At 57.0% G+C, this 15,772-nt stretch carries 14 protein-coding genes; 3 read left to right on the top strand and 11 right to left on the bottom strand.

What is annotated here, in order from left to right:
* Complete coding sequence (locus ACI9KD_RS08015; protein WP_414980640.1) at positions 1–1,206, top strand: HupE/UreJ family protein; 1,206 nt, start codon at positions 1–3, stop codon at positions 1,204–1,206.
* A gap of 12 nt (positions 1,207–1,218) precedes the next feature.
* On the opposite strand, the gene ACI9KD_RS08020 is transcribed toward ACI9KD_RS08015, so the two are convergent.
* From ACI9KD_RS08020 to ACI9KD_RS08070, 11 genes are all read right to left on the bottom strand, one after another.
* Complete coding sequence (locus tag ACI9KD_RS08020; RefSeq protein WP_414980641.1) at positions 1,219–2,817, bottom strand: M81 family metallopeptidase; 1,599 nt, start codon at positions 2,815–2,817, stop codon at positions 1,219–1,221.
* Between the two features lie 28 nt (positions 2,818–2,845).
* The gene (locus ACI9KD_RS08025; protein ID WP_414980642.1) at positions 2,846–4,246 is read right to left on the bottom strand and encodes a CapA family protein; all 1,401 of its coding nucleotides are present in this window, start codon (positions 4,244–4,246) and stop codon (positions 2,846–2,848) included.
* Between the two features lie 184 nt (positions 4,247–4,430).
* Positions 4,431–5,849 carry a DUF2130 domain-containing protein gene (locus tag ACI9KD_RS08030; protein ID WP_414980643.1) on the bottom strand — a complete coding sequence of 473 codons (1,419 nt, stop codon included), beginning with the start codon at positions 5,847–5,849 and terminating at the stop codon, positions 4,431–4,433.
* A gap of 54 nt (positions 5,850–5,903) precedes the next feature.
* Positions 5,904–6,419, bottom strand: coding sequence for a DsrE family protein (locus tag ACI9KD_RS08035; RefSeq protein ID WP_414980644.1), 516 nt, complete (start codon positions 6,417–6,419; stop codon positions 5,904–5,906).
* Between the two features lie 77 nt (positions 6,420–6,496).
* Positions 6,497–7,483 carry an NAD-dependent epimerase/dehydratase family protein gene (locus tag ACI9KD_RS08040; RefSeq protein WP_414980645.1) on the bottom strand — a complete coding sequence of 329 codons (987 nt, stop codon included), beginning with the start codon at positions 7,481–7,483 and terminating at the stop codon, positions 6,497–6,499.
* 10 nt (positions 7,484–7,493) lie between these two features.
* A complete protein-coding gene (locus ACI9KD_RS08045; RefSeq protein WP_414980646.1) occupies positions 7,494–9,185 on the bottom strand; it encodes a fatty acid CoA ligase family protein in 1,692 nt (563 codons plus the stop codon).
* On the bottom strand, positions 9,163–10,164 hold the full coding sequence (locus ACI9KD_RS08050; protein ID WP_414980647.1) for an alpha/beta fold hydrolase: 1,002 nt from the start codon (positions 10,162–10,164) through the stop codon (positions 9,163–9,165). Before ACI9KD_RS08050 ends, ACI9KD_RS08045 begins: the two co-directional genes overlap by 23 nt.
* 6 nt (positions 10,165–10,170) lie before the next feature.
* Complete coding sequence (locus tag ACI9KD_RS08055; RefSeq protein ID WP_414980648.1) at positions 10,171–11,187, bottom strand: 3-oxoacyl-ACP synthase III; 1,017 nt, start codon at positions 11,185–11,187, stop codon at positions 10,171–10,173.
* Between the two features lie 395 nt (positions 11,188–11,582).
* The gene (locus ACI9KD_RS08060; RefSeq protein ID WP_414980649.1) at positions 11,583–12,257 is read right to left on the bottom strand and encodes a hypothetical protein; all 675 of its coding nucleotides are present in this window, start codon (positions 12,255–12,257) and stop codon (positions 11,583–11,585) included.
* A gap of 265 nt (positions 12,258–12,522) precedes the next feature.
* Positions 12,523–13,680: a DUF819 domain-containing protein gene (locus ACI9KD_RS08065; protein ID WP_414980650.1), complete on the bottom strand. Its 1,158-nt coding sequence runs from the start codon at positions 13,678–13,680 to the stop codon at positions 12,523–12,525.
* Between the two features lie 80 nt (positions 13,681–13,760).
* The gene (locus ACI9KD_RS08070; protein ID WP_414980651.1) at positions 13,761–14,780 is read right to left on the bottom strand and encodes a D-2-hydroxyacid dehydrogenase; all 1,020 of its coding nucleotides are present in this window, start codon (positions 14,778–14,780) and stop codon (positions 13,761–13,763) included.
* A gap of 177 nt (positions 14,781–14,957) precedes the next feature.
* Between ACI9KD_RS08070 and ACI9KD_RS08075 the strand changes: the two genes are divergently transcribed.
* Both ACI9KD_RS08075 and ACI9KD_RS08080 read left to right on the top strand, forming a co-directional pair.
* Positions 14,958–15,245, top strand: a complete 288-nt coding sequence (locus ACI9KD_RS08075) for a hypothetical protein (protein WP_414980652.1) — start codon at positions 14,958–14,960, stop codon at positions 15,243–15,245.
* Positions 15,246–15,280: 35 nt separating this feature from the next.
* Positions 15,281–15,772, top strand: a 492-nt coding sequence (locus tag ACI9KD_RS08080; RefSeq protein ID WP_414980653.1) for a TonB-dependent receptor plug domain-containing protein, incomplete at its 3' end; no start/stop codon positions are given.

Here is a 15,772-nt window from a genome sequence, read left to right on the forward strand (position 1 = left end):
ATGCGGTATGGCGTTCTCTGGCTGATTGCCTTGCTTCTTCCCGCCCCACTCTTCGCTCACTCGCTAGGCGAAAGCTATGGTGTGCTGCGCGCCGGCCCAGGGGAGCGTAGCTTCACCGTCACCTACAACATGCGGCGCGATCAGTTCCTACAACTGGCCGAGCTGCAGAATTTCGCGAATCAAACGCCCCTGAATATCGTGGCCTCTGTCGTAGGCGCTCGCTATCAGCTGTATGCAGCTGACACGCCCTGTGAGAAGACCCGCCTCGCGGCGACAGAAACCAGCGCGTTCCTGCAGGCCAGCTTTGTGGCGACTTGCCCGGGCAGTACGTCTGTTGAGCTTCGCAATGATGCCTTCTTTGAGCTGCTGCCGGACCATCTTCACTTTGTGCGCGTCAGCACCTCGGACGGCGGATTTGCGGGCGAGCGAGTCCTTGACCGCACGCATCGTTCCTGGGTGCTGCCTGAGACGCCCTCTACATCGCTCCCGGACGTTGCGATGCGCTACGCGCGCCTGGGCATCAGTCACATGACGCTTGGCTTCGACCACCTGGCCTTCCTCGCATCGATCCTGCTCCTCGTCGGCGGCTTCAAGCCCCTGATTTTTGCAATCACGGGCTTTACCGTCGGCCACAGCATCACCCTCGCGCTTGCGGTGCTGGGGCTCGCCGTACCGGACGGTCAACTGGTGGAAGCGCTGATTGGATTGACCATCGCCCTGGTCGCCGCTGAGAGCGTATTCCGGCGGCAGTCGCGCCTAGGTACCTACGCCGCAGTTATTGTTGGCTCGGGTGCTGCCCTGTGCCTGTTTAGCGTTCTTCGCAGGGGTCCGGATCCGCTGACCATGGCCGGTATCACTCTGTTTTTTGCTGCCTACCTGTTACTCACACGAGAGCGGCCGGCATGGCTGCCGGCAATGACCCCGCTCCTCACCGCGTTCTTCGGTTTGATTCACGGCTTTGGCTTCGCCGGCTCGCTGCTGGAGATCGGTCTACCGGTGAATCAGCTCGCAGTGGCACTGCTGCTGTTCAACCTGGGCATCGAGCTTGGACAACTGCTGATGGTCGCTACGTTGCTCGCGATTCTACTGCTGCTCATCCGAATTGCTCCGGCCATCACCGCTGTGCAGGTACCGGCCAGAAACGTGCTGGCAAGCGCATTAGTTGCGCTTGGCATGTTCTGGTTTGTCGATCGCGCCTTTATGTGACGACTCGCGGGCCTAACGCCGGTCGGGCGGCGTGCCATAGGGGTACAGATCCGTTAACTCGACGTGCTCGTAGGTCAGGGAATCGAGCCTGACAGTGCCGACGAATCCCCCCGGCGCATCCACGATATAGATGGACTGAGCGTAGCCGGTTTCATCGAAACCGCGACGGAAGTGAACGCGTGATTTGGTGACGATCGCGTCGAAGTCGTCAGGATCCAGGCCGCCAACCTCAAGCTGTTCAGTCCAGATGATCTGGCGAAGTGCCGGGGTAATGATCAGCGAATTGCCCTCGCCGAACTCCACAATCGCTATCGTTTCGTATCCCATACCCTCGCCAAGGTAGCTCAGCGTGCCGGTAATCTGTACCGGCTTGCCGCTGGAGTCCGCCGCAAAACCACCCACGGGCATGTCAAAGGCATCCCCAGCCTGCACCTCTAACGACAGGAGCTTCTGAATGACGAGTTCATCACGTACGGTGCCATAGAGCACACGACTCATCCCCTGCTTGACCATCTCGGCGAGGATCCATGTCGAATCACCGTTGCGGTCACTGTAGTCCGCGAGCACCACCGGACTTTTGCCGCCCTTGATGTCCTCGATTGCTCGCGCGATCGCGTCTTCGGGCATCAGTAATTCGGTGTCGAACATCGCTTCGCGCACGCGCCACATGAAGTCGTTCATGTCGTCGGCGATGCGATCAGCGAGGGCCTGATCATTATTGGTAACAACCTGAATATTGGCGCCCAGATCCGGAACATCAGACCAGGGGAAGCCAAGGGCAACGCTGACGTAGACATCAGGTTCCCGCGACTCCCAGCGACGGGCGCGCTCGTAGATATCCATGTAGGGCGAACGTCCTGTCCACTGAAGTACGGTGGGAGTGACGATACCGGGACGCCTTGTCGCGGTCGTCGGGCTATAGGAGCCGCGAATGGTTCGCAGGAGCAGTCTCGCGGCGCGCTCGCCCTGCAGCCCCGTATCGTAGTGGGGGTAGCGTTTGATCACGAGCGATATGTCGGCCCACTTGAGAAACTCTTCATCCTCGTTGGCATGCAGATCGAAGGTCGCAGCGATTGGTACATCAGGTCCCACGACGCCCCGGATGCGTTTCGCGATCTCGGCTTCGGGCCGCGGAATATCGCGAACAGCCATCGCCCCGTGCAACGCGAGGTAAACGCCATCAACGGGCATGGCCGCCTCAAGGTCGGCGATTTGCCCGGCCATGATCTCCTCGAACGTTTCGCGGGTAGACCAGCTGCGGGATGATCCACCATAGACCCCGGCAGGCGAGGTCAGGCCGATCAGCTCCACGCCCTGATACTCACGAATTGCACTGGTGAAGCCCTTCGTATATCCGCCCGCCGTTAGGACCTCGTCACCTACGTCCATGTCCCGAATCTTCGTCCAATCCGCTATGGTCACATCACCACCGGGACAGAAAGTGCAGGTCTCATGCGCGAAACGCAGTACCGCAATCCGCGCTGGCGCTGGCGCCGCTGCAATTGTCGCAGGAACCGGTGCTGCATTCTGTATCGGTGCCTCACTGTTGCCGCAACCGGCGAGCAAGATGCCCAGGGCTGCGAAGAACAGCCAATAAATGAATCGAATCATTAGGTCATTTCCTGTGTGAAGTGCTGCATTAATTTCCCTCGAGGTCGACATAGCCAATTCCTCTGCGTTCAACAATCCGGGTTCCAAAGGGTGTAGAGCGTTCCCTGAGGTCGTTAATGATCTTGGCGCCGAGTTCAGCATCAGCCAACATCGGCCTTCCACGGACCTGTCGGGGCAAGCCGTAGCCCAGCGTAATGGGGTGCAGTGCCAGTTCGACGAGCTCCCTGTTCTCGAAAACGGGGACAGCCACGACGGCTTCCCAGATTTCCGGATTCGCGGGGAAACCTTCGCTATCGTTTTTGTAGCGCTTGTCATTGAAGTCTGCGAGATGAGCGTTCTCCCCAAGTTTATAGCGCGCGTAGTTGTCGTAGGGAAGGCGTAGTAAGGTTTCGTTCTGGAAGATAAAATCACCCAGGCTGTACATGATGGGCTTTCCGTCATAGATCTCGATGCCGCGCAGCGCGTGGGGGCCATGACCAACAAATACGTCGGCACCCGCATCAATCATCGCACGGGCAAACACCGGCAGAAACTCGGCAGGTTCTGATCGCTTGTGACCCTCGTGGGCATGGATGGTAACAATCACGAAATCGGCCAGGCGCTTGGCGTTGCTCACCACCGCGGCGATCGCCTCCACGTCTTTCTCGTTGGCGGTGGTGCGCACCCTGTTGTTATCAGTCAGCCTGAAGTCGCGACCAAAGAGTTCCATCTCGTCTGGTTTGTCCTCGTCGAGGCCTCGGGGGTCGCCGTCCTGGTCAGTGAACTGGCCAAGAGACATCCCCAACGCTTTGAGACGGTCAAACTCGTCCGCCGTCACTTCATAGGTGGTGTCGTAACGCAGCGGATTGAGACCCGGGCGGGCCGGCATGTCGTCGCGAGACGCGCCGGCACCCATGTGAGTTGCAAACGACGAAGACAACGATATCAGCGCGACACGTGCCTTACTCGTCTCCAGAAACTTCGCCTCCCGGGCCTCAGCGAGACTTTCGCCCACACCGGCGTCGAGCAAGCCCGCCTCGCGCACATGCCGTGTGGTAAGCCGCATGCCCTCAACGCCATAGTCGCCCGTATGGTTGTTAGCGCGGGCAAGGAGATCAAAGCCCGCCCAGGAAAGCTCCGCCGCCAGTTCCGGGGCCGCACGCATCCAGGTGCCGCCGCTGGTCGCCATCGGATAGGGCTCGTAGTCATGAAACAGGACTTCGAGGTTGGTGAAAGCAACGTCGGCCCCGCGAATCAAGTCGATCATCTGCAGGTATTCAGGCTCGTCGTAGACGGAGAGCTTCCGCGTAATGATGGAGTCCCCAGTGAGAGCCATAGAGAACCGTTCGTCTGCGGATCGAAACTCAGCCCATGTCGGGGCCTGAAACACCAGGCAAGCTGAACAAGAGGCAAGCAGACGAAAAACGATACGTTGAGTCATTGCCGACATAGTAGGCACCGTGGGATAAAGATAGGGAGTCGCGGGTAACGACTGACTATCCTTTTACTCACGCGGCCCCTTCTTTGTCAAATGATTCATACGGCAAGTCAGATAAATCAGCTGAGCCGGCGAGCGTGTTTAACGACAGCTGCGTCCGCCGCCTCAGAGTGATCCGAGGACCCTAGCCCGAAGGCTACCGTTCTTGCTCGTCAGAATCTGTCGCATCCTGGCTGGAATCTGCGAACATGTTTGCCATCGTAGGATTACGCCGTGTCAGCTTCTTAATCGTCACGTCCTGCGCCTTATCGTTAGCTAGACGCAAATTTCGATCCGTACCCATCAGCGCATCCTTTGTCTTTTGAAGATGGTCAATCGACTTATCAATCTCTGCGATTGCTGTCTCAAACTTTCTTGAGGCCAACTCATAGTTTCTACCAAATGCGCTTTTGAACGTCTCAAGATCATCTTCGAAGTTTGTAATGTCGATGTTTTGCGCCTTCACAATCGCGAGCTCCGTCTTGAACTCCAGGGCGCCCATTGCCGCGTTTCTTAGTAGCGTAATGATTGGAATAAAAAACTGGGGGCGGATCACGTACATTTTAGGATAACGGTGAGACACATCAACGATCCCACTGTTATAAAGCTCACTGTCAGGTTCAAGGAGCGACACCAGGATCGCGTATTCGCAACCCTTCTCTGTGCGATCCTTATCCAACTCTTTTAAGAAGTCCTCGTTCTTCTTCTTCGTTGCCGTGCTGTCACTTTCGTTCTTCATCTCGAACATGACAGATACAATCTCTACACCCGCTTCATCAGAGTCCCGAAAGATATAGTCGCCCTTGCTGCCCGTACTCGCGTCATTGTCTTTCTCAAAATACGCTCTTGGAAAAGCCGTAGCACGAATACGGTTGAACTCGGTTTCACAGTGCTGTTCGAGCGTTTCTCCCACCATTTTTGTAGATAGACGGGCCTTCATGTCACGAAGACGTTCGATCGCATCATCACGATCCTTAATCTGCGTTTCGTACTTTTCTGTGAGTGATTTTTCGGCCAGCGTTTTTTCGAGCTCAACTCTGCCAAGGCTGTTTTTGAACTCGTCACGCTCTTTCTCAACCGCACCCACGGCGTTGGTAATGGCCAGCTTCTGCTCTGTCTCGCCGGCACTAATTTTGGCTCTTAAGGCCTGAATTTCTGCGTCTTTCTTTCCCGCCGCTGCCTGCAGCTCCGCAAGGCGCTTTGCTTCAAAGAGCTCGGAGGCGGTCTCCTGCTCGCGCTTGACCTTTTCCAATTCATAGCGGGCCGCGTCGCGTTCTTTTTCTACGACGCTACGCGCCTCTGTGACCGCGAGTTGTCGCGCCACTTCGCCCGCGTCAAGCAATGCTTTCAAGTCCTGTATTTCGGCATCCTTCGCGGCGGTCGCCTTTTGCATCTCGCCGCCGACCTGGCTCTTGGCAAGCTCAATGGCGCTCAGCTTTTCTCTCTCGGCGAGCTCAAGGCGCTCATGCAACTGACGCTCAAATTCGCTGTCACGAACCTGTTTGAGAATATCTGCATAGCCGGCCTCGTCGATCTTGAACGCCTTTGCGCAGTGTGGGCACACAACTTCATTCATATAAAAACTCTCACTCCCTGGATGTCAACAAGCACTGAAAGACAAACACCCCACTCAGTAAGGGTTGAGGCTGAATCCTCGGCGCTGTAGCTCAGCATGCGCAACCATTGCGGCAGGCGCCATCTGCACGCCGGGCAGCACATCATCGTCACCAACCTCACGGTGCAAAGCAGCTACCCCACAAACCCAGATTTCGCCGCCACGCGCGACCAATTCAGCAACGAGCTCGGCGTTGGGATTACTCACGCCTACGCCGTAGGCTTCTTCGTAACGCGCAGTGTTAGCGATATCGTAGATCGCCGGGCCGTGCACAACGACAGCACTGGTCACTTGGCCCGAATCGATACCGGCTTTCTCCATGTGCTTATAGAGGGCTACAGCGCGAGCCAGCGCCGCGTTGGTCTTACCACTCTCGCCCTTGATGGAATCGAACGCGTGCTGCCATTGCCCATCAGCGGGAAACATCATGGTGGGAGTGACGACCACGTGATTATCCGCAACGCTGTTACTCGCAAACAGCGGGCCCATAAGGCTAACAACAAAGAACATAACGAAAGAGAAAAATTTCATTTCAAAAACTCCGGTAGTTAACAGACGGCCGCTTCCCAGTCTGACATGACCTTAGGTCCGTGGGCGCTTTTTTTTGGCTAAGCTTCCGGGCGGGCAGCGGCGAGCCGCCGCAAACCTTCGACCATACTAACCTCGGGTTCGTAGCCCAGATCCTTTCGGGCGGCCGTGATGTCGTACCAGTGCGCTGTCGACAGCTGCTCCGCCGACCAGCGTGTCACCGGCGGCTCATCGTCTCGTCGTGACAGGCGCCACCAACTCTCTGCCAGAGCCCCCGCGAACTTCGCAGCGCTCGCGGCTATGGGCTTGATCTCCGTCTCCACGCCGACCGCATCGAGCAGCGCAGCGATGATCTTCGCCTGGGGCCAGGGCTCGCCATTGGAGATAAAATAGGTCTTGCCATGGCAGGCGGTGTTGCTATCCAACGCCGCCAGCGCCAGCAGATGTGCCCGAGCCGCGTTATCGATATAAGTGGCGTCAATGAGCTTATGAGCGCCGGGTAGTCGCAGCGTTCCCCGATGCGCACGTTCCACAAGGCGCGGTAGCAGCTGGTTGTCACCGGGACCCCAGACCAGATGCGGGCGCAGTGATACGGTTTTTAGTGCACTACCGCTGGCCGCCATGACCAATTGTTCTGCCGCCGCTTTGGTTTGGGGATAAGGCGCCGCATAACTCTCGGGATAGGCTAGCGACTCGTCGCCACCCTCAATATCGCCGCCACCATGGGCGACACTTGGCGAGGACGTGAACACCAGCCGCCGTATGCCCAGTACCGTGCAGGCATCCAGGACATTTTGCGTGCCATGAACATTGATCGCGCGATACAGATCCGCATCGCCCCAGGCCCCCGCTTTGCCTGCGGTATGAATGATGGCCTCACATCCCTCAGCGGCTGCTTGCACATCCTGCGGTCGACAAACATCACCACGACGCACCTCGATAGCATTTTCAACCAGAGCCCTAGCCTCACCGCGCTGGAAAGCCACCGGTTCATCACCCTGTGCCCGCAGCATACGGCAAATGACCTGCCCCAAAAAACCGCCGCCACCTGTCACAAGAACTTTCATGATCGCGATGTCACGATTGATTAGTGGCCCACAGTGCGAGCTTTTCCCGGCCAATCTTGGAATTGTGACGCGTGTCCACAGGAAAGCCGGGGTGGAACAGCACGCGTTCAATTCGCTTTAAGGAGTCGTGCTGTGTGGCACGTTCCCGTATCGCCCGTGCCACCGTCATCTCGAGCGCCGCATCTAATGCTTTGTCGCTGCGCCGCAACTCAACACAGAGCACCGGGGTCTGCCCACCAGGCTCGCCCAGACCCACGAGCGCGCTTCGCTCCACCCCGTCAACCGTGTTGAAGATTGCTTCCACCTGGTCCGCAAAGAGATCGCCGTCAGCCGTCTGCACACGCTGCGATTTTCGGCCGCAAAACCACAGGCGTCCTTCGTGATCAAAGTAGCCCGCGTCGCCCATACGGTGCCAGATACGCCCATCCTCAGCCCTTATCTTGGCCAGGCGCGTCTGAGCGACGCGTCGCCAGTAGCGCTCGGTGGTGGTGGGGCCCTGCACAATGATTTCTCCGAGCTCGCCGGCAGGCAGTAGATCTCCCTCGTTGAGCACATCCACGGCCTCGTCTGTGAGTCGCAGAATTCTCACCTGGTTCTGCCCCACCGGCCGCCCCACGCAAGTTCCGCGACCCGCCCGCGTAGCGGCAATAAGTTCCGGGTTCATCTCTGCACTGCTTATGCTTGTCACGGGCAGACACTCGGTGGCGCCGTAGGGCGTGTATACCCGGCCCTCGCTCGTCATTGCCCGCTGCATCATTGCCACCGTATCCGCGGGCACAGCGGCGCCTGCAGACAACACGCGCTTAAGAGTTGGCAGCTGCGCATCTTGCTCTTCGCAGTAGCTGCCCAGCACTTTTAGTAGTGCCGGGGATCCAAAAATATTGCTCACCGAAAACTGCTCTATGGCCTGGAGCAGGTATCGCGGGTTAGCTTTGGCCGGACGCGTTGGGTCCATATAGGGTACAACCGTGGTCATACCCAGCGCCGGGTCAAACAAGGCAAAGGGGGGGAATGTGGCGAGGTCGACCTCGCCGGGTCGAATGCCGAAGGTGTCGCGCAGCATTTCGACCTGAGCAACAAAGTGCCGGTGGTCATACACCACACCCTTGGGAATACCCGTACTGCCCGAAGTAAACAGCACGGCGGCGGTCTCATCCGGCCGTGTATCTGCCAGCACCGGAAGACCGGTTTCTCCACCGCGGCGGGCAAGGCCCGTAAGCGTAATACCTCCCCAGGCCAGGCGCGGCCCAATAGTGATGCAACGACGGATAGATTGCGACGACCAACGCAGCAGCACACGCGCAAGCTGCGCTTTGCTGACACCAATAAACGCCTCGGGTTCTGCCTCGTCAAGACACTGTTTAAGTGGCTTAAGGCCGATACCGGGATCGATCAATACGGGCACGATCCCGGCTTTGAAGAGTGCGAAGAAGAGCGCAAAAAAGTCCAGTCCTGGGGGCACCATAAGGGCAACCCTTGCTCCGCGCTCGATACCGTAGTGTGCCAGGCCGCGTGCATAGCGATCGCTGAGCGCATCCAGCGAGGCATAGCTCGCCGACTCATAACGAACCCGGCCGCGGTGAATGCCCACCGGATAATGAATTGCGGCGCTGTCGGGTCGATCTCTGGCTTGTTCCGTTAGAGCGGCTGCGACGTTACAGGGTCTGCCTGAACGCGCACTATCCGACGGCGGGGCGTTCATTATTCGCGGTGTTGTTCACCGTATAGTCTGCATCCGCACTACCGGCATTGACGCCGTTGTCAGCCCCAGGCGAAGCTAGCTTCGTGGAAGCGAGGAACTCTTCGATCCTGTGCAGCAGCGGCTCGCCGCCATCTTCAAGGACGTAGTGTCCGCAATCGTCGAGAGGGTGGAGTTCTGCATTAGGCAGATAGCGCTGCCAGTCGCGATAAAAGGTCTCGTCAAATACAAAGTCCTTCAGTCCCCAGACCAGCAATGCAGGCTTATCGGCAAAGCGGTGTAACTGTGCCGCCGTGTCTGCAATCAGGGGGTAACCACGATCGCTCTCCTTAAGGGGAATATCCTGAACAAAGCGCACGGTGGCAATACGATTCTTCCAGTTGTTGTAGGGGCCGGTATAACCGCTGCGAACATCCTTTCCGACGGGTTTTTTGAAGGCAATGCGTGCCGCCATGGCAGAAAACGCGTTGACCCCACGAATCAGCAACGCCCCCAATGCAGTGCGACCGCCCAACCACAGGGCAAAGGGAAACTTCTTGGCGGCGGGCATGGGGAACGCGGCAGTATTGAGGATCACACAGCGCTCGATGCGTTCCACGCGCTGCGCCGCCCAAGCAAAACCGATCATACCGCCCCAGTCATGCACAACCAGTGACAGCGGGGCCTCGTCTCCGATGGTCGCCTTTACCAGCGCATCAAGATCTGCGATGCGCCGTGCAAGGTGATAGTCATAGTGTGCATCGTCAGGCTTATCGGATAGTCCGCAACCGATATGATCCAGGGCGATGCAGCGGTAGCGGTCGCGCAGGCACAACACCAGATTGCGGTAATAAAAGGACCACGTCGGGTTGCCGTGCACCATGAGGAGTACCGGCGCGTCCCGCGGGCCCTCGTCGATGTAGTGCAGCTTGTGGCCATCAATCTCAAGCCAACGCGACTCGAAGGGATACAGCGCCAATGGCGGTTGGTAGGGTTTGCTCATGGGGATTTACCAGACGACCTCAGCCATGGAGCAGTTCAGACCCGAGCCAATGCCCAGCAGTGCAACCCGATCGCCTCTCTTGAGCTTACCCGCCTCTGCGACATTGGCTAACACGATAGGTACCGAGGCTGGCCCGATATTCCCCATCTGTGGATAAATCGCGTGGACTTTTTCTGGATCCAGACCCAGTAAATTGACCAGTGACTCGGTGTGCACTTTGCTTACCTGATGAATAACGAACTGATCCATTGCATCAACGGCCCAGTCCAGGGCGGAGCAGCTTGCTTCGAAGGTCTGCGCAGCAAGCTTTAAACCCTCGCTGAGCAGCACGCGCGTGTCTGTCCGCATGCGGTCCATATTGCCCTGGCAAAGATGATTGAACTGTGTGGCCGAGCGGGTCACGCTGCCTCGGTAGCTGTGTCCTCCAGGCGCCAACTCGCGGCGAGCCATGATCATGGCAGCGGCACCGGAGCCCAGAGTCAGCGAGGCAAACTCCTCACGGAACTGTTCCTCCCCAACATCCGGATCCAACAGTCGCTGCGTTGTGGCTTCGATGAGCGGCCGGCTGGATTCACCGGCAACCACCAGGGCATAGTCCAGCTCCTCGCGTTCAATCATGCGAGCGGCGATGTCCATGCCGTTGAGGAAGCCGAGACAGGCATTGGCCACATCAAAGTTAAGGCAATCGGGCGCCAAACCAAGATTGCCGTGCACCATGCAAGCCGCCGATGGCTCCAGAAAATCCCGGGATACCGATGTACTGATAATCACACCGATGCGTGAGCGGTCGATGCCGCCTTCTTCAATCGCTTTTTCGGCGGCGAGGGTAGCGGCATCGGAGGGCCGCGTCCCGGGATTCCAGATCCGGCGCGCAGCGATGCCCGAAATTTCCTCGAGCAGACTCTCGCGCACCCCGAGGCGATCCATGGTGGGCTTGAGGCGCTGAGCGATCTCTTTGGATGTCAGGCTAATAGGCGCGTCTACCGCGGCCAGAGACTGGATGACGACGTTCTTAAAATGCATGGAGGCAAATTCTCTGCTGCGCAGCCCAGTTGGGGCCGCACTTGGGTTGTGGGGGCCGTGTGTTTCGGTTGTAAGAGGCGCGCAGACTACCATCCCGTTCGATGTGCCACGGAGGCCTTACGATTCCAGATTGCAGCAGCTTCGAACAGAACAAAAGCCGGGCTACGCCGTGGTCTCAAGCCCGAGCCGAGTCACGAAGCTCTGCGCTAGGTCCAGCGGCACTAAAGTAACGTATTTGTAGCTTAGCAATGCTGGGACCGGGGAGCAACGTAGCGTCGTGCCATCGTGTTTAAGTAGCACCGCTATTATGCGTTCAATCAGCCGTGGAACGATGATGCGATGCAATGAGCGGCCAATTGCACGAAAAGCGTTGTCTGCGACGGTCTCAGAGAAGGTTATTTCGCCGTCGTGGTGCGCCTCGGCGCCTCTGGCAAAAAGCGTATGGGCCGCCCTGCGAATACGTCATCCCGGACACGTCCAGCATCGACAGTCACCTGACCGCTCACAAGCACAAAGTCGATCCCCGTACTGGGCCTGCTGTCATGGGTATACGTGGCGTTGTCAGTAACAGTCTGCGGATCAAAAATCGTGATGTCCGCGATCATGCGCTCCTGCATCGCGGCGAGGCCCGTATCACCCAGATGCTTGGCCGGCCGATAGCTCATAGCGGCGATCACGTGCATGAACGGGATATCGTGCTCGCGCGCTAAACGCAATGTGCGGGCCTGAGCGCCAGCGGTGCGCGGATGCATTGCCGGGAGGTCGGCATAGGATGTATCCCAAGCGATTGACGGATCAATGGGCATGCCGTCCGACCCCATGGTGATGCCCTCCATACGCAGCCAGGCGGGGATCTGCAAGGCGAGCATTTTATAAGCGATCACCGGTCGCGTGGGGTCCTCGACAACTCGGCGCTCGTAGACATCGCGCGTGTAAAAGGATTGTGTGATCGGGTCGAACTCCAGATCCATGGCGGTGGTCACACCGTCGCGCAGCGCGAGCTTGTAAGCTATGGCGGTAACGCCGCGCCGGTGTTGATCTATAAAACCCGGACTCACTACATAGCCCATGGCATCAATACTGCGGTCACCCTGGATCGGCTCTGAGGTGATAACGGTGATGCGATCACCGTCAATGCCGACATCGCGAATCGCATCGAGTCCGGTTTACGGATCAATCACGCGACCACCGATTACAACAACGTCGTATGCGAAGCCGGGAACGCACACAACCAGCAGGAACAATATCAGGCTACGCATGTCACGGCCTACACGGGTAAGCAATTATCAAGCGCAGCTTAGACTCCTGTGGGACTCAAAACGCGGATCAGGGATTTTAAATGATGACAAGCTTCATCAACTGCGCAATAAGCAAGCCCACATAATTGCCTAGCGCTGTACCCAGCAGCCCCACCGCGATACCGGGCAAGATCAAGTGCGGCGTTCCTCTGGCCCCCGCTATCGCCATGGCGGATGAGGCCCCTCCAATATTTGCTTGAGAGGCGATTGCAATGATTTTTGAATCGATTTTCAGCATCCTGCCTATGCCGAAAATAATCACGCCGTGTATCAGGACGGTCCCCAAGGCGAAATAGAAAATGGCAGGTCCTATTTCGATGATTCGCGCTATCACAGATACCGCGCCGTTGGTCGCCAGAAACAGTAACAGTAGATAGTTTCCCAGCATCAGACTCCCTGTGAGATTTTTCACCACGGGGGTTTGTGCCAAGACTAGCGCAAAGGTGGTCAGCCAGATGATCTTGGGGATGATCGGTATCACAGTGGCTATGACGCCTGACAACCAGAGACAGCCCATTACCGTCGATGCCAGTACCGCGAGATCCCATAAAGTGATCGGCGCTTTCGTGCTGACAAGCAGGTTTGCAGTATTTGAATCGCCAGCACTATGCTCGTCCACAGAAACTCGCACGGGATCTGCTGTGTCTGTTTTTCCGAAATAAGCCGGTATCGTAATGCAGATAATCAGCCAGATAGCCGTGACAATCACGTCTGCGGCGACACCCGCCGTAAAGTATTCACTCGATGTGTTCAGCGCCTGACCCACCGCCGCAAAATTTACCCCGCCTCCGATATACGTCGCAGCGAACTGCCCAGAAAGCTTCCAGGTGTCCGGGCCAATGGCGTCAACCAAAACCAGACCCATGACAGCACCGCCCAGTGCTGCCCCAAAGGCGCCGAGTAAGAATGCCTTGAGCATAGGGCCACCCGCGGCGCGTATTGATCCCAAGTCCACCGTCAGAAGAAACAGTGTGATGCCTGCCAAAACTCCAGGCCCACGAAAAAAATCGTAAACAGTGGACGTTCCCGGAATCAGTCCTAAATTAGAAAACAGCATGCCGATCAATATGCTGAGCGCTGCCGCTCCCAACTTCTTGAACACACGGGTGTTGTTTTCCAGCCAAATCGCGAGAAGCACAGTAAAAACCAGCGCAAGAGTGATGGTGGTGGTGTTTTCGGTTGGCTCAAAAATCACGTCTGCATTCGCTTTGCATAGCGCCCCTGATGTTTACTTCTTTACAGTTCACTAGCCTGCGAGTGTAACCGGACACAGCATCATATGACGTTTATCAGGGGCTTGCGCGCCAAAAACAGCTTAAGGTTTTGGCAGAACAACGCTGTAATTAGCTTGTTCTCATTATCCGTGGTGCTTGCCGAATGCGGGCTGACTATGACATTGGGCATGTCCCAAAAAGGACTGTCCTGGGGTAGCGGTTCGGTTTTAAAGACATCTAAACCCGCCCCCAAAAGGTGGCCGCGCTGTAATGCGTCGATCAAGGCGGTCTCATCCACCAACGCTCCTCTACCAATGTTGATCAACACAGCGCCTTCGGGCATCAGGGCTAACTCTTTTTCACCCAGCATATTCTCTGACTCATGGGTATGCGGCGCTATCAAAACAAGGTATTCGGCGACGGGCAAGACACTGTCCAGCGCATCTGGCGTGTAGAGTTCATCGACGTACAGTTCGTTTGCATCAACCTTTTCAATGGATCGTTTGATGCCGATAGTCTTCATGCGGAATTGCCTGGCCAACCGCGCCACCTCCTGACCGACTTTACCCAAGCCGACAATCACCAGTGTTTTGTCACTTAAATCTGTGCCGGCGTACCGCTCCCAGTGTCGCTTTTTCTGATCCTGCAGCATATTGAGGACACCTTTGTTAAAGATGGTCATTACCATGATGCAAAACTCAGCCAATGGCTGGGCATGAATGCCCGCAGCATTGGTGAACACCGTATTGGGCATTCGCTGGTCGTAACGATTTTCGCTGATAAAACGCGCGACACCGGAACTTGTTGCTTGCAGCCATTTTGCGTTCGTTGCCAGTTCGGGCAAATCGTCGAGATGAGTCTGATCAAAATCAAAGATGATGTCCGCATCGGCGAGCAGCGTTTGCCAGGCTGCCTCTTGGGCGGCGGACCGCGTAAAAGCCACACCTTTGTGATCTGCGTTGTATCGGGGTTTCGCAATCAACGAGGGCTCGTAGATCACCTCGAGCCTGGAGTCCACCTGTCGGACCTGTTCGACATACTCTGGTTCGAGATAGCTTGTAATAAGGATTCTTATGGTCATTGATCGAGGTTCTCAGGCAAATTCTGTGCAAAGATTTAACGACAATAGCGGGGAATCAAAAGGCAAGCAAAGCTGATTAAGCCGCTCAGAATCCAACAACCAACATTACCCTCAAGCTACTTGTCAAACTGTGGCATCTTCCAACGTTATCGCTAATAGCGTAGTCTTCGCGCCAACATGAATCCTACCCTCTGCAAATTGCCTTTTTTTAGAGCCCTGCCAGCCTTGCTGCTGGCGGTGTTTATTAGCGCGCAAATTGGGCTGATAGGACACCTGCACGCCGACGACAGTCTCGCTGCCGACTGTCTGCAGTGCCAGTCTGATAATGGTCAGGCCGTAGCCCCCAGCAGTGCACTCCCGGCTGTTCTGAAACCGTCAGACATCAGCTCCCAGCGCCCCCTGTTTATGGGGCCGACCAAGGCCATCTACAGCCTCAAGGCGCGAGGTCCACCCGCACTCTCCTGAAAGAGACAACCCTTTCTTACTTTTAGGAGAACGACATGAAACGCACTCTAATAGCGCTCTGCGTTAGCGCCGCCAGCCAGGCCATGGCACAGGTCCCTGAATCACGTGTTGAACACGTATTGGTCACCATGCCTATCCACAAAAATGCCGCAGAAACAGCACTCCCAGTGACTGTTTTGACCGGCAAAGAGCTCCGCCGACTCACGGCGAGCACACTCGGCGAGACCCTTGGCGACAAGCCGGGCATATCCAACGCATCCTTTGGTCCCGGTGTCGGCAGACCGGTGATTCGCGGCCAGGCTGGACCTCGTACGGTCAATCTAAGTAACGGTATTGCTGCAGCCGATGTATCAAGCCTCAGCCCTGACCACGCGGTAAGCATAGAGCCCATGCTTGCAGAATCCGTTGAAATCCTCCGCGGTCCCGCAACGCTGCTGTACGGCGGTGGCGCCATTGGCGGCGTGATCAACACGCTCGACAATCGCATTCCCAGCGATCGCATAGACGGTGTACAGGGGGCTGTAGAG

Origin of the sequence: Congregibacter sp. (genome assembly GCF_047617445.1) — a bacterium.
In the GTDB taxonomy this organism is placed as follows: Bacteria; Pseudomonadota; Gammaproteobacteria; order Pseudomonadales; family Halieaceae; genus Congregibacter.

Bases quoted from the DNA above. Each gene is read 5' to 3' on its own strand.
- ACI9KD_RS08050 (WP_414980647.1), bottom strand. From the start codon at position 10,164: ATGAGCAAACCCTACCAACCGCCATTGGCGCTGTATCCCTTCGAGTCG.
- ACI9KD_RS08020 (WP_414980641.1), bottom strand. From the start codon at position 2,817: ATGATTCGATTCATTTATTGGCTGTTCTTCGCAGCCCTGGGCATCTTG.
- ACI9KD_RS08070 (WP_414980651.1), bottom strand. From the start codon at position 14,780: ATGACCATAAGAATCCTTATTACAAGCTATCTCGAACCAGAGTATGTC.
- ACI9KD_RS08060 (WP_414980649.1), bottom strand. From the start codon at position 12,257: ATGGGCTATGTAGTGAGTCCGGGTTTTATAGATCAACACCGGCGCGGC.
- ACI9KD_RS08045 (WP_414980646.1), bottom strand. From the start codon at position 9,185: ATGAACGCCCCGCCGTCGGATAGTGCGCGTTCAGGCAGACCCTGTAAC.
- ACI9KD_RS08015 (WP_414980640.1), top strand. From the start codon at position 1: ATGCGGTATGGCGTTCTCTGGCTGATTGCCTTGCTTCTTCCCGCCCCA.
- ACI9KD_RS08040 (WP_414980645.1), bottom strand. From the start codon at position 7,483: ATGAAAGTTCTTGTGACAGGTGGCGGCGGTTTTTTGGGGCAGGTCATT.
- ACI9KD_RS08025 (WP_414980642.1), bottom strand. From the start codon at position 4,246: ATGTCGGCAATGACTCAACGTATCGTTTTTCGTCTGCTTGCCTCTTGT.
- ACI9KD_RS08035 (WP_414980644.1), bottom strand. From the start codon at position 6,419: ATGAAATTTTTCTCTTTCGTTATGTTCTTTGTTGTTAGCCTTATGGGC.
- ACI9KD_RS08075 (WP_414980652.1), top strand. From the start codon at position 14,958: ATGAATCCTACCCTCTGCAAATTGCCTTTTTTTAGAGCCCTGCCAGCC.
- ACI9KD_RS08030 (WP_414980643.1), bottom strand. From the start codon at position 5,849: ATGAATGAAGTTGTGTGCCCACACTGCGCAAAGGCGTTCAAGATCGAC.
- ACI9KD_RS08055 (WP_414980648.1), bottom strand. From the start codon at position 11,187: ATGCATTTTAAGAACGTCGTCATCCAGTCTCTGGCCGCGGTAGACGCG.